The organism is Limihaloglobus sulfuriphilus (genome assembly GCF_001999965.1).
Classification (GTDB): domain Bacteria; phylum Planctomycetota; class Phycisphaerae; order Sedimentisphaerales; family Sedimentisphaeraceae; genus Limihaloglobus; species Limihaloglobus sulfuriphilus.
The window spans coordinates 2,749,631-2,762,983 of sequence record NZ_CP019646.1; the positions used below are offsets into that span (position 1 = coordinate 2,749,631).

Annotated in this window: 10 protein-coding genes; 2 read left to right on the top strand and 8 right to left on the bottom strand. The window is 47.5% G+C overall.

Annotated features, from left to right (window positions below; all coding sequences use genetic code 11):
- Positions 1-50: 50 nt before the first annotated feature.
- From SMSP2_RS10510 to SMSP2_RS10530, 5 genes are all read right to left on the bottom strand, one after another.
- Positions 51-764, bottom strand: a complete 714-nt coding sequence (locus SMSP2_RS10510) for a PEP-CTERM sorting domain-containing protein (protein WP_146683903.1) — start codon at positions 762-764, stop codon at positions 51-53.
- Positions 765-831: 67 nt separating this feature from the next.
- Positions 832-1,731: a hypothetical protein gene (locus tag SMSP2_RS10515; protein ID WP_146683904.1), complete on the bottom strand. Its 900-nt coding sequence runs from the start codon at positions 1,729-1,731 to the stop codon at positions 832-834.
- A gap of 42 nt (positions 1,732-1,773) precedes the next feature.
- Entirely contained in the window at positions 1,774-3,036 is a 1,263-nt protein-coding gene (locus SMSP2_RS10520) for a hypothetical protein (protein ID WP_146683905.1), read from the bottom strand.
- Between the two features lie 177 nt (positions 3,037-3,213).
- Positions 3,214-4,317: a LacI family DNA-binding transcriptional regulator gene (locus SMSP2_RS10525; protein WP_146683906.1), complete on the bottom strand. Its 1,104-nt coding sequence runs from the start codon at positions 4,315-4,317 to the stop codon at positions 3,214-3,216.
- A 225-nt stretch (positions 4,318-4,542) separates the two neighbouring features.
- Entirely contained in the window at positions 4,543-6,222 is a 1,680-nt protein-coding gene (locus SMSP2_RS10530) for a glycosyl hydrolase (protein WP_146683907.1), read from the bottom strand.
- 195 nt (positions 6,223-6,417) lie between these two features.
- Here SMSP2_RS10530 and SMSP2_RS10535 point away from each other — a divergent pair, with 195 nt between their 5' ends.
- Together SMSP2_RS10535 and SMSP2_RS10540 are read left to right on the top strand one after the other, a co-directional pair.
- Complete coding sequence (locus SMSP2_RS10535; protein ID WP_146683908.1) at positions 6,418-7,734, top strand: FAD-dependent oxidoreductase; 1,317 nt, start codon at positions 6,418-6,420, stop codon at positions 7,732-7,734.
- A gap of 25 nt (positions 7,735-7,759) precedes the next feature.
- Entirely contained in the window at positions 7,760-9,715 is a 1,956-nt protein-coding gene (locus tag SMSP2_RS10540) for a sodium:solute symporter family protein (protein ID WP_146683909.1), read from the top strand.
- A 48-nt stretch (positions 9,716-9,763) separates the two neighbouring features.
- On the opposite strand, the gene SMSP2_RS10545 is transcribed toward SMSP2_RS10540, so the two are convergent.
- Genes SMSP2_RS10545 through rsmD form a run of 3 tightly spaced genes read right to left on the bottom strand, consistent with a single transcriptional unit; the run spans position 9,764 to position 13,147 of the window.
- On the bottom strand, positions 9,764-11,263 hold the full coding sequence (locus SMSP2_RS10545; RefSeq protein WP_146683910.1) for a sensor histidine kinase: 1,500 nt from the start codon (positions 11,261-11,263) through the stop codon (positions 9,764-9,766).
- Positions 11,264-11,313: 50 nt separating this feature from the next.
- Positions 11,314-12,555 (bottom strand): CCA tRNA nucleotidyltransferase, encoded by a 1,242-nt coding sequence (locus SMSP2_RS10550; RefSeq protein WP_146683911.1) that lies wholly within the window; start codon positions 12,553-12,555, stop codon positions 11,314-11,316.
- A complete protein-coding gene (rsmD, locus tag SMSP2_RS10555; RefSeq protein ID WP_146683912.1) occupies positions 12,506-13,147 on the bottom strand; it encodes a 16S rRNA (guanine(966)-N(2))-methyltransferase RsmD in 642 nt (213 codons plus the stop codon). The genes SMSP2_RS10550 and rsmD overlap by 50 nt, the downstream gene beginning before the upstream one ends.
- Positions 13,148-13,353 lie beyond the last annotated feature (206 nt).

The following is a 13,353-nucleotide window of genomic DNA, read 5'->3' on the forward strand; positions in this document are numbered from 1 at the left end:
ATTTTGTTGGGGGCCCTTTTAGCGGGCCCCCGTTTCAAATCGTTAAAAACTTATTTTCTTCTCTTGAGACAGGCAAGTCCGCCAAGCCCCAGGAGTAACATTGTTGCCGGTTCCGGAACTTCCGAAACAGCAAAGTTGTCAAAATAACCGTTTGGATAATTCCAACGATATTTTCCGCCGAAGCCGGCGTTTGTTCCTGTAAGTACAGTTGTTGTTGTATTCAGTGTTATGTCCACGCCAAGATGGCTGAAATTCGCCGTTACATCGGCACCGTCAACTATAAGCTGAATATGGAACGGCTGTGCCGCGTCGTAGTCAGCGAAGTAATAGTCGCCGTATGCTGCGCCGTCACTGTCAATGATACGGGCGTATGCATCTAAGTTAGCGGTATCCAATACGACACCTGCCGCGACATACTGTGAATCTGACGCTCTTGCGGCGGCATAGTATTCCATCGGATAACCGGAAACCATTTTGGTATCTACATCTACAATCATATCACTCTGACCTGCATCTGTAAAAGCGAGCCTCATGGTTGTATCACCGTAGGTCCCGTTCGAGTGCTGAGCCCAGCCGGGAGCCCAACTGACAAACTTGGTCATTGGTGCTCCGGCACCCTGCCATACTCCGCCGCTCTGGACATCCAGTTTCACACCGGAATTGTAGTCATACTGGTCAAAATTGTCCTGAAACAATGTTGCCGCGTTTAAACATACACTAACACTTAAAACAACAAACAAACTTAACTTCATCATTTCTCTCATTTTTTTTCTCCTTCAAACAAGAGTTACACTAACATTTACTCTGCACAACTGCGTGCAGATTTACTTCTTATCTCCAGTACTGATCGCACTCGGGCATCGCCGGATCAGAACATTTCGTCCAGTCCGCCGCGAGCGCCGCGAAATCAGCAAGATCCACAACATCATTATTATCTATATCTCCAGGCAGCGGAGGCACATAGGCTGTACCTTCTACCGCGAAGTTATCAAAATACGCCTTGCCGTAGCCGCCCCACTGTCTCTGGCAGCCAAAACCGGCAGAGCCCATGCCGACAACATCTGTAACAAGGCTGACCGTCAGGCTGTAACCGGCATGGCTGACTTTCAGCTCGGCGTATGTGCCTGAGAGTGTCAGCTCTATATTTACGGGCAGCTCGGGATTATGTTCGGCAACCCAGGTATCACCGTTGGTGCCGCCATTGCTGTCACGGATACGGGCATAAACATCTCGTTTACCGTCTTCCTGAATAGAACCCAGGGCGATCCCGCCCAGAACATACTGGCCGTCACCAATCCTGCCAGCGACATAAATGTGAGGGATATAGTTTTCGTAATCTGGATAGCCATCTCCATCACTGTCTTCAGTATGCCTGTCAGTGAGTTTATGGTAGTCGATAGATATGGTATAATCCGTCCCCCACTGACCGTCTATAACAGCCTCATAAAGCCCGAGAGCCGAGTAAAGTGCGTTGTTATCAGAGTAATAGACCATTCCGGGTTTGCCCGGGCCGACCTTCATCTCTACACTTGCAGCGGAAGGATCGCCGGCATACGGTGATATCCACTTATCCGGCGCCGCGTCTGCCAGGTTGGCAAAGCCCCAGCTCAGCAATTCCTCGGGAAGAAACTCATAACTGTCAAAATTATCCTCGAAAAGGACTTCTGCGTTAACCGCGCCGATGACGGCGAAAGCTAAGCAGGCAGTGATTAAAATATTTTTTATCTTCATAGTACTATACTTTCAGTTAATAATTTCCATTTCAAAGATTTATTACCGTGTTTTCAGCCAGTTTTCTGCCATCATAGCAAAATCATCTATACCAACTGAGCAATCCTGGTTTAAATCGGCCTCAAAGTAATAAGTTCCGTCGTCACCGCAGACCAAAGGTTCATCCGCTGCCACGGTGTAAACTTCAAAATCATCAAACAATGCGTCCATGTAACCCCAACGCCACTCTCCGCCGAAGCCAGGTTCGCCGGCTGTAAGCGTTGTCTGGTATCTCATAACAGCCTTGCCCCCGTTATGCTCGGCGACACCCGTAACGTCTGCGCCTTCTACCTTGAGTGTCATGTAAACGGGCTGGTCAATATCAATAGCCGCCAGGTACCGACTTTCATAATTTTCCGGTGCGGCAGGGTCAAACACGCCGTCACCCTCAGTATCGTGCATTATAGCATAGTAATTTTCGCTGTATGGCCCCCAGCCGACCTCAAAGAGAATATGGTCATTGATACTGTTGTATCTTGCCAGGGCGTAATAATTACATTTAGTCAAAGAGTCTGCGTTTCGCTTAGCAGCATTGAATCTGACAATATAGTCTGTAAGTTCAACTCCGTCTTTGTGGTGCGAATCGACCTTATCGGGAATACATGGCTTTACTAAATACTGCCAGTCATCGGGGAAGCCTCCGTAATAATCATCACGCATCCAGACCTGACCGGCGAATCTGCCGACCGCGGCCCTTCTTGCCGCTGTATGTTCGGCGTTTACATAGCCTTCCCAGCCGGTTGACCAGGAATCTGTAGTGCCCAGAAATGCCTCCTCGGTATAGCTGTCAAAATCATCACCCCAGACTTTCTGGATCGCTGTTGTACTCAGGTCAAAGTTGAACCGAAGCCCCGTTATATCAGAGCCTGCCCATTGCGCCTTGAAAGCAACTCCGCTCAAAGAGGCGCTTGGATATCCGGCATCATCAATAGTAACCGCAAGTGTGAATGCCAGCTCATCAGAATCGTAAGCTGAGCTGATGACACCTGCCCCGATACCTTGGCTGATCCCGGCACTGTCAGCGGCAAAGGCGGGTGAATAATCCATCCAGACCGTCCCGTCAAGCTGAACCTCTACCACACTGAAATTGCAGTCATAAAAATAATTCGCAAAACCCTTTCGAGCCGCCGCGGCCCCCTGCCATGAATCGTCAGCTCCATAACTTTCCAGGCTGCCGCTCCACTGTGTTTTGATTTCCGCCCCGGCAAATGATACTAACATCGCCATTGACAGAAACAAACATAATAAATGTGTTTTTCTTGCCATAAGACAAACTCCGTCTAAAAACTACTTTCAAAGGGGCATAACCCCCGTTTCAGCCGGCAGGAAAAAAGACCTTGAGTCTGTTTCGACTCTAAATATAATAGCTTTCTAATGTTGAGCAGCTACTCAGCTATTATGTGAACCGGTGATTCCCTCGGGTTTCACTGGTTCACTGACCTTTTATGCCGCACCAGTTTTACCTTTTATATTTTGTTTTTTCAAATTAGCACATGGGCCTGTCGAATCCCTGATAACCAGCTCATGGTTAGTCCATATCTGGTTTGCAAGGCGGTTGGCCTCCATCCATGTAATACTTCTATCTATATAGTCAACAAGAACTTCTGCTGCTTTTTTACCACCCTGATAAAGGGGCAGCTCCATAGCCGTTATTGACGGGCGGAACCACCTGCACAAATCAGTGTCGCAGCTGCTTATCACGCTTATATCGCCCGGACAGGAAAAACCTGAATCCAGAACTGCGGAAATAAACCCGACACACCACTGGTCATGGCCGACCACGGCAGTTGGCCTCTCGCTTGATTTTGCCCATTCGATGCCCTGCTGGTACGCTATATTCATTATCCCCGTGTCAGCGTTGAGGCTTTTATAAGATGAGAACTCGATATCGTACTCGGGATGTTGTTCGCGGAAGGCCTGTATTGACTTTTGAAAGACAACACAGCCAAGCGATGTCTCGAGGCCGCCGACGGCGATTTTCCTGTGGCCCAGCTTTGCCAGGTACTCAAACGAGCTGATCCAGTCAACGGGAAGGTCTCTGGCGACCGAGAGAATGCCGTCAACTGTAAAGTCGGTGCTTTCACCGACAAGAATAAAGGGCAGGCCGCTGTCAACGAACATCTGAAGAACATCTTCTTCTATGCGTCCGCTGATAACAATACCGTCAACTATTTTCTTTCTTACTTTTGAGGGCATCACAAAGTCTTTGACGCTGGACATGTCATAACAGTTAACAACACAGCTGTAGCCTTTTTCCTTGGCCGCGGCCTGTACTCCGGAAAGAATCGACGCGAAATAGTTGTTCGCCAGCCCCAGATTTGTTCTGGAAGAAAGGAGGAAGCCTATAGAGTGAGTCTTTCCGGTAACCAAAGCCCTTGCTGCCGCGTTGGGCACATAGTTGAGCTCTTTAACGGTTTGGTGGATTCTGTCCCTGGTTGCCTGGCTGACTTTATATTTTGATTTGCGGGCACGCAAAACGTCAGACACTGTTGATTTGGAGACACCCACTCTGTCTGCTATTACCTGTAATGTTACAGTATTGGACACGATTTAACTTTCTCTGATTACTAATCTTTCTCTCACAAGAACGTTACTCTTAATAACTGTTATGATTCGAGTTTAACGTACCGGTACGTTTGGGTCAACAAAAAAATCCGGAAAACTCAAATTTTTAGGCATACGTACCGGTACGTTAGCTGCAAACAGAGTCCTGACGATTTATAAATACTTTAAAATTAAATGGTAACAAAAACATGGCCAGATCCGGTTCTTTTAAAGATTTTTCAGCCAATATTCACTGAATATCAGCAAATCTTCGATATTAACCGTATTATTCCCTGTTATGTCGCCTGCAAGATTGGATATATTTCCGCCCCAATTGCCGGCGAGACCCTCATAGTCGCAGAGGTTGACAAACCCGTCTCTGTCCAGATCAACCACTCCGGCTACGGACTGGGTCAGATAATACGGCTCAGCTAGCCGCCGGCGGTACAGGCTCATATACGGCTCTGTCACGAGGGAATTTGTTTCGGAGTCATGGATGTAAAACCACACCAAAGCCTTTATCATTGGATAGTTATACGGTAAATCAAACCACTGGTTAATCCATTCTATCCCGTCAATGCCGCTGTCAAGACGGTAAGCGCCTTCACTGATTATGATGGGTTTATAGCCGTAAGTTCCATAAAAATCGAACGAGCCGGGGCCGGCAGTACCGGTCAGAATATCCTCCGGATAGGGGCTTTCGCCCTGCGGATAGATGCTTATGCCCAGCCAGTCAACGTACTGGTCGCCGGGATAATAATTGTCGGGCATATGGAGTGAGCTGTAAGTATAGCCGTTTGGCGACCATACAAAAATATGGTGCGGCTCCGTCCCGACCTGCTCGGCGATGTTGAACATACGCCGCCATGCGCGTCTGAAATTCAGATGATCTCCGCCCCAGGCGGCAGCGTTGGGAGGGAATGTCCAGCCGCCGTTCATTTCACTCATAGGACGCAGCCACACAGGATCGGTATTGCCGTTTCTGTTGGCATAATCTATAGACTCGGTAAAGAATGTTTCAAAGTATTGGTCATAATAACCGCCGGCTATATCTTCCGCTGTGATATTGGCTTGTGGTTCCCAGCCAACCTCCAGCAGCCTGGCGCCGCTGTAATCAAGATTGTAAGTGAGCCCGTACTGGCTCTTCCAGAGAGAGCCGAGATAATCCTTAAAATTTGATGCGCCCATGCTGGCATACCACAGAGTAATTGAGCTTTGTTTCTGTATCTGGTTCTCAAACGTTCCCAGGCTCATCCAGTAATTTGTGTTGCTGGCGTAAGCTCCGTGGTAACAGCCCCAATCGGGAACATGTTTCCAGCTGTTTGCGATATTGCCCCAGGCCTCTATTTCGCTGATGAACATGTGGGCGGATTCCGGGCTGATAAGCTCATACTTAATGTATCGGGCGTTAACTGTGCCGGCCTGCTGCTCCACCCACTGGGCCTGATAAGAATAGCTTTCTTCCAGATTTGTTACAGCGGAACCGTAAGCCTGCCACTGCTCTGACGTATCACTGCGGGTATAAAACTGCACCGAATCGGCAAATTCTATCCCGTACTGCTGCCGCGAACTCAGCCTTATACGAAGTTTATCAACCTCGTAAACCTTGCCTAAATCAAGAATTATATCTAACGAATAGACTCCCTCATCATACCAGCCAACCCACTGATCAAGCGGCCAGGCTATTCCTGTATCTTCATCAGTAAGTTTGGCGCCGCTGCACCAGTCGTTTGCCCAGCGGTCAGGATACGAGCTGTGAGGGGCCCTGCTGACGTTATAAAACTTGCCAACGCTAAGATTGCCGTAAGTAACCGCCCTTCCGTGTGCGGCAGAAACACTGAACACAATTAAACCCAAAAACAAGGCACGCGGCTGTAAAAACTTTTTAAAACATGTACTTAAAAACATTTTAAAAACCTCTGATTTAATTTTATAAAATCTTCTTGAACCCAACAGTACGATAAATACAATAACGTACCGATACGTCAAATACAAGAAAATTATGGTTTCTTTAGAATTTCAAGGATATACTGTTTATTTAAAACAGCTTATGCTATAATTCCTGCTTGTGCAAATTACAGACTGGTATCTGCTCCTAAATCTATGAAAAACATACACTATAACAAAAATATACCTCTTCGCGACAAGGTTGATATCTTCATCGCCGGCGGCGGTTCGGCGGGCATATCTGCCGGCGTTACTGCCGCACGAGAGGGGCTGAAGGTTTATCTGGCAGAATCTCATACATGCTTTGGAGGTATGGCAACTGCCGGGTATGTGCCGCTTTTCATGCAGTTTGGCGATGGTGTCAATTTTCTCGCCGACGGATTCGGCAGAGAAGTATATGATGCTGTAAAACAGGCCGGTGGAATACTTTACAAAGACAAATACCTGTCAATTCCGGCGGAAAAACTCAAACGCATATACGATACGATGGCGGTTGATTCCGGTCTTGATTTCACTTTCCAGACAGCGGTTGTAGATTCTGTTGTAGAGGATAAAAGCGTAAAATATGCCGTTTGCCACTCAAAAAACGGTACTTTCGCTGTCGAAGCGGATGTGTTCATAGACTGCACCGGCGACGGTGAGCTGTCTCTGCATTGCGGCGCGGAATACTCGTTTGGCGACGAAAACGGCAATACCATGCCCGGCACTCTTTGCAGCCTCTGGGCAAACATAGACTGGAACAGGGCAGAGCCCCCTGATAAGCTCAATATTGCTGAGCTGCTCGAAAAGGCGTTCAGGGACAAAATATTCACTGTGGAAGACCGCCATCACTCCGGCATGGCCCAAACCGGCAAAAACCTGGGCTCTGCCAACATTGGACATGTATTTGACCTTAACGCGGCAGATGCCGATTCTTTAACACGGGGTTTTATAACCGGCAGAAAGTACCTTAAAGAATACGAAGTCTTTTATAATAAGTATGTTAAGGGCTATGAAAACGCCGAGCTTGCCGCCTCCGGCTCGCTGATGGGCGTGCGTGAATCCAGAAGAATACGCGGCGAATACGTACTCAATATCCATGACTACATCAGCAGGCGAAGTTTTGACGACCAGATAGGCTGCTACTGCTACGAGATAGACATCCACCCGGGCAGCGCCGCGAAAGAAGAATTCGAAAAATTCCAAAACCGGTTTCACACAAGCAGATATCAGCCGGGTGAACACTATGGAATACCCTACAGAAGCCTCAGGGCAAAAGGACTGGAGAACCTGCTGGTCGCGGGCAGATGTATTTCAACCGATCAGAAGATGCAGAGCTCAATCAGGACCATGCCCGGCTGCTTTATAACTGGCCAGGCTGCCGGCGCGGCTGCCGCGATTGCCGCAAAACAAAATTGCCGGCTTTCGCAGATCAATATAAACGATTTACAGAATAAACTTACAGATATCGGCGCTTTTATAGCGAAGAAATAAAAACATAACTTAAAGGGAACAGAATATGAACCTCCATTTTATTGACTGGGCGATTATAGCCGGACTGCTGACCATAATAATTTCAATGGCATTCTATACCAAGAAATTCAACAGGTCTGTTGCCGACTTCCTCGCCGCCAACAGAACCGCCGGCCGCTATATGCTCTGTATAGCCGACGGTATGTCAGCTCTTGGTGCCATAACAATAGTTATGCTGTTCGAAATATTCTACCAGGCCGGTTTTCCGGGAATATGGTGGGACATGTTCCGGCTTACTATAATACCGGCGGTGCTTAGCCTCTCGGGCTGGGTGATTTACCGGTTCCGCCAGACAAGAGCTCTGACTCTTGCTCAGTTTTTTGAGATGCGATACAGCAGGCGGTTCAGGATATTCTGCGGAATTATTATCTGGTTCTCGGGAATTTTAAATTTTGGGATATTTCCCGCTGTCGGCGCACGGTTTTTCATGAATTACATGGGAATCGAGGAAACAACCGGCATCTATGTTGCTTTCATGCTTGCTCTTATATCAATCTCTCTTTTCTTCACCTTCGTTGGCGGCCAGATTACGGTTATGGTAACCGACTTTATACAGGGGGCCTTCTGCAACATAATGTTCCTTATAATAATCATAACTGCGATGTTTATGTTTAAATGGGATGATATTACAGCCACTCTCAGCAAGGCACCGGAAAACGCTTCGATGATAAACCCTTTCGATGTCGCCAAGAGTGAAACATTCAATCTGACATTCTACATGATACTGGCATTTACCGCGGCGTACGGTTTTCTCTCCTGGCAGGGCGCACAGGGCTATAACTCCGCCGCACTCAACGCCCATGAGGCAAGAATGGGCAAGAGCCTGAGCGTCTGGAGGCTGATCACGCAAAACCTCTTTGTCCTGATGCTTCCAATTTGCGCATATACATTCATGAACAACCCCGCGTTCGCCCAGCAGGCACAGCCTGCCCATGAAATTCTAAGCTCCATAGAAAACCAGACAATCAGACAGCAGGTGACGGCGACTGTGGCGCTGAGGCATATACTGCCGATCGGCATACAGGGCGGGCTGATGGCGGTAATGCTCGCGGCGTTTATCAGTACCCACGACACATACCTGCATTCATGGGGCAGTATCTTTGTCCAGGATGTTATACTTCCGTTCCGCAACAGACCGCTCACAAAAGAACAGCATATGCGATACCTCAAGCTCTCAATCCTTGGTGTGGCCGTGTTTATTTTCTTTTTCAGCCTGTTCTTCCGCCAGAGCGAAGCGATAATCATGTTTTTCCAGATTACCGGAGCGATATTTATCGGCGGTGCCGGCTCAGTCATCATAGGCGGACTTTACTGGAAACGCGGCACAACGGCGGGTGCCTGGGCGGCGATGATAACCGGCGCGGTATTGTCGGTAGGGACTATGACGTTAAGACAAATCCATGTCATATACCCATTTACAAATAAAGCTATTTCTTTCATAATATCCCAGCACAGCACAACAGTGGCCTTTTGGGTTGCGATATCTTCTATCTCGATGTATATCATTTTTTCACTGATATGGCCCAAAACCGCAAACCTTGACAAATTGCTGCACAGGGGTATATATGCCGTCGAACAAGATAAGACACGGGCTGCGGCTAAACCGGTAAACAGGCTTAAAAGGCTAATAGGATTAAATGAAGATTTTAACCGCAAAGACCAGATAATTTATCTCGCGATGGTTTCCTGGACATTTATGCTGATTGCAATGTTTGCCGGTCTTATAACCATCAACTTTTTTGTTAAACTCACAGACAGTTTCTGGATAACGTTCTGGAGATGGTTCATATATGTATCCATAGGGCTCAGCGCGGTAACAACAACCTGGTTTACGATCGGCGGCCTGATAGACATGAAGAAAATGTTCGCCCGTCTCAGAGCCAGAATCGAAGACGACAGCGATGACGGAACGGTAACAGAAGATTATATGCTCAAAGAATAACCGAACCTCATGTAACGGCAGAACAAGCGGTTGGCCCGTAACTCATTCTCAGTAATCGTTCGGCTTGACAACCAATAGCGATACGGTTGTACCCTTATCGGGTGCAGATATGATTTCGAGTTTGGCGCGAATCAGAACGGCTCTTTCTTTCATACTTGCCAAGCCGATGCCGTGATGGCCTTTGCCGCTAAGTTTTTCAGGCATAAAGCCCTTGCCGTTGTCTATGATTTCAACCTTGAGAGTATTTGGCCTGTCATCGAAGACAACCTCAATGCGCGTGCAGCCGGAATGCTTACAGGCATTCCGCAGGGATTCCTGAATAATCCGGTAAACAAAAAGAGACTCTCTCGGGGGCAGCTTTTCAGGGGGACTCTCCGCACGGCAGATTATCTCAACACTTTCACTGTGAAGTGACTGGATTCTGCACTCTGAACGGACAGCCTCCAGAATACCTAATTCATCAAGTATCGATGGGTGCAGCTGGCGGGACATATCGTGAATAAAAGTTGACAGATCAGCAAGCTCGCCGTTGACCTTGGCCAGATCCTGGCCAATAACAGATTCTTTAGCCTTTCGTGCCGCCATCTCGACCCTGCCGATTTCTATCGCCAGATATGCTATACGCTGGGTAAGGTCATCATGCAGCTCCAGGGCAAGCCGTTTGTGTTCCTCTTCCTGAAAACTCAGCAGCTTTATAGCCAGCGCCTGCAAATCATCCTTGCCCTTCTTGAGCTCTATAGTCCTTTTTTCGACTATCTCCTCGAGATGGCCGATAGCCTCCCGCTGCTGCTGCTGGGCTTTCTTAAGGTTTTCGAAAACACGCGTATATGGCATCATAAGCCCGGCCTGAACTATCGCCCTGAAAACCAGATAAAAAGATCCTGCACGAACTATATGAGCAGCGAAATATGTTCTTGCATACACATTAGGGAATGAAAAAAAGATTATCTCAAAAAACACTTTGAGAATTACAGCGGTTATCAAAAGCAGGACAAACTCGCCTCCTAACTGCTTTCGACGGCTGAAAATCACAATAGCCGATGCAAAAAAGATAGCGGAAATCAAATATTCGCTATTCGTCTTGAAAGCGGTGAAACCCTCGCCGCCGGCATAGCAAACCGGAAAAAATTCCCAGTAAGCAATACTCATCATTAAAAAAGAGGTAGCCAGACCATAGACAAGCAGCATTGTTTGCTCGCTTATTTTTTTACTTGCGAACCTGGGCAGCACCAACAGCGATAGACTCTCAATATACCTTGCCGCTATCCAGAATTGTGCAGACTGATTAGAACCATCCTCATACAGAATACTTATTCCCTTATATGCTATAAAGTGAAACATGTCAAAAAAACCTATTGCCAGATAAGCAATCCCTATAAAAATCAGGAAACGGTTATTTGTGAAGGAACGGGAATTCCAGGCAAGGATAAAAATGCAGAACGAAACGATAACAACAAACAGTTCTATAATCATGTGAAAGAATGCATGATTATTCAGGCTCAAGAACCGCAGGGTCAGGATAATCGCAGTCCAAAAGATGATAAGCATAATTTGTGATTTAATATTTTTGAAAAGCCAGAGCAATTTTTTATTCCGTATTATTTAGACACTTGGGTTTTGAGCCATTCTTCCGCTTGTTCTTTTGTGTTTATAATCTCTTCAAGCTGGAGTTTTTTGAGCTCTTTTAGTATTCTGCCGACAGTCGGGCCCTTTGGGCAGCCGGCATGTATAACATCATCGCCAGTAAGCAGCGGCTCGGGAATTACGTTTTCACGGTCAAACCCTGAGCAGATGCTGCGATTTTTCTCAAAGCCGTTCATATCTCCGCCGGTTGCCCTGAGCCAGGCCTCGCTGAGCATAACCAGCATCTGATACTCACTGCACGCATAAAGCTCCTTGAGCCTGGAGAGCTCAATTTTTTCAGAAGCAAAATCCTTGAAGTTTTCAAGCATCCACAAAGCGTGTGAATAACGCTTATTACTTAACTTTAACTTTTTAAGATACTTACATGTTTTTTCACGCTGCGCGGCGACAAAAACCGCAGCCAGTCCCAGCGGCATCCCCAGCCCCCCGCCAAGCTCTGAAAGTACAGAGATACCCGTCTCAATTTCAGGCTTATCCATACCCTGAAATATCTCACAGCCAAGGCCGGATTCAAAAAGCAGATCGATGCCCCGTGACGGGTTGCCGCTTACAAATATTGACTCAAGCTCCTGGCAGACACGTTCAATGCTTATATTATTTATCCTGTCTGAATATCTCTTTATTGCCTGCCATGTCTGCGGCTCGATCTCAAAATCCAGCTGGGCGGCAAACCGAACCGCCCTGAGCATACGCAGATAATCTTCATCGAACCTGTGCCGGGGATTTCCGATAGTTCTGATAATCCGGTTTTGCAGGTCTTTCCTGCCGCCGACATAATCTATAATCTCATCGGTGAGCGGATTCTCAAACATGCCGTTAACAGTGAAATCCCGCCGCAGGGCATCCTCTCTGGCATCGGTAAATTTTACACTTTCGGGCCGCCTTCCGTCAATGTAACCCTGGTCAGTTCTGAAAGTTGCGGTTTCAACTGCCTGCCGGCCAGTCATAACAACCACGACACCGAATTTAGCCCCTACGGTAATCGTCCTGCCAAAGAGATCGCAGACGTCGCCCGGCAGGGCATCCGTAGCCACATCGTAATCTTTGGGCTCTATTCCCAGCAGTTTATCGCGTACACATCCTCCTGCGTACAGAGCAAGATAACCTTTTCTGTTCAAACGTCTTACAACAGAAAACGCGGCATCTTCAGGTGTTATCAGTTTTCTGGTTGTCTGGCTGTTGTTCTTCATCGGCATCTGATATTTCTGGTTTCGCGGGTTCCATAATCAAAAACGTTTCGGCCATTTTCGACCACTCCCGCCTGTCATATACACTCAGCAGGCCATACTCCGGCAAAAGTGTTACCCGCCTGTGAGTTCTGACAAGTACGCGTCCCCCTTCGGCGGTCTGTTCGTTGAGAAGCAGCAGAAGCCGGCCGAGTTTTGACTTGAGGCTAATATCATAACTCATTGGGAATGGGGGATCTACAAATACAAGGTCATATTTCCTCTCCCCAGCCGGCAGCGGGGCGCCCGCTTTGAAAGCGTTCGTGCAGAAGACTTTGGCCTGTTCACCGGCTCCGGTTTTCTCAATGTTTCGTTCCAGCCGGCTGCACACTTTCCTGTTGAGCTCAACAAAACTTACGGTTTCTGCCCCCCTGCTGAGGCATTCAAGCCCGAATGAGCCGGTGCCGCAAAATATATCCGCGACTTTGCACCCTTCGGGCAGACCGTACCTGAATATTATGCTGAACACAGCCTCTTTGACACGGTCTGTTACCGGCCGCGTACTTATATCCGGCGGGCTTAAAAGTTTCATCCCCCGGTATTTGCCCGATATTATTCTCATAGTCCTCTTATGAACTGCACTTTAAATTTCAGGTTTCACTTTATAATCAGGCATAAATCAACCACATGAACGCAAACCAAAACCTTAAATACGGTTTTGTGACCAAAGCCAAACCTGAAATGTATATTATCTTTTAAACTCAGCCTGTGATAAGACCTCCCGGGCGGCTTGCAAAAAACGCCGGGTTACCCTGTCTTATTACCATA

Coding starts and splice junctions, on each gene's coding strand:
- SMSP2_RS10535 (WP_146683908.1), top strand. CDS start 6,418: ATGAAAAACATACACTATAACAAAAATATACCTCTTCGCGACAAGGTT.
- SMSP2_RS10540 (WP_146683909.1), top strand. CDS start 7,760: ATGAACCTCCATTTTATTGACTGGGCGATTATAGCCGGACTGCTGACC.
- rsmD (WP_146683912.1), bottom strand. CDS start 13,147: ATGAGAATAATATCGGGCAAATACCGGGGGATGAAACTTTTAAGCCCG.
- SMSP2_RS10550 (WP_146683911.1), bottom strand. CDS start 12,555: ATGCCGATGAAGAACAACAGCCAGACAACCAGAAAACTGATAACACCT.
- SMSP2_RS10545 (WP_146683910.1), bottom strand. CDS start 11,263: ATGCTTATCATCTTTTGGACTGCGATTATCCTGACCCTGCGGTTCTTG.
- SMSP2_RS10515 (WP_146683904.1), bottom strand. CDS start 1,731: ATGAAGATAAAAAATATTTTAATCACTGCCTGCTTAGCTTTCGCCGTC.
- SMSP2_RS10520 (WP_146683905.1), bottom strand. CDS start 3,036: ATGGCAAGAAAAACACATTTATTATGTTTGTTTCTGTCAATGGCGATG.
- SMSP2_RS10510 (WP_146683903.1), bottom strand. CDS start 764: ATGAGAGAAATGATGAAGTTAAGTTTGTTTGTTGTTTTAAGTGTTAGT.
- SMSP2_RS10530 (WP_146683907.1), bottom strand. CDS start 6,222: ATGTTTTTAAGTACATGTTTTAAAAAGTTTTTACAGCCGCGTGCCTTG.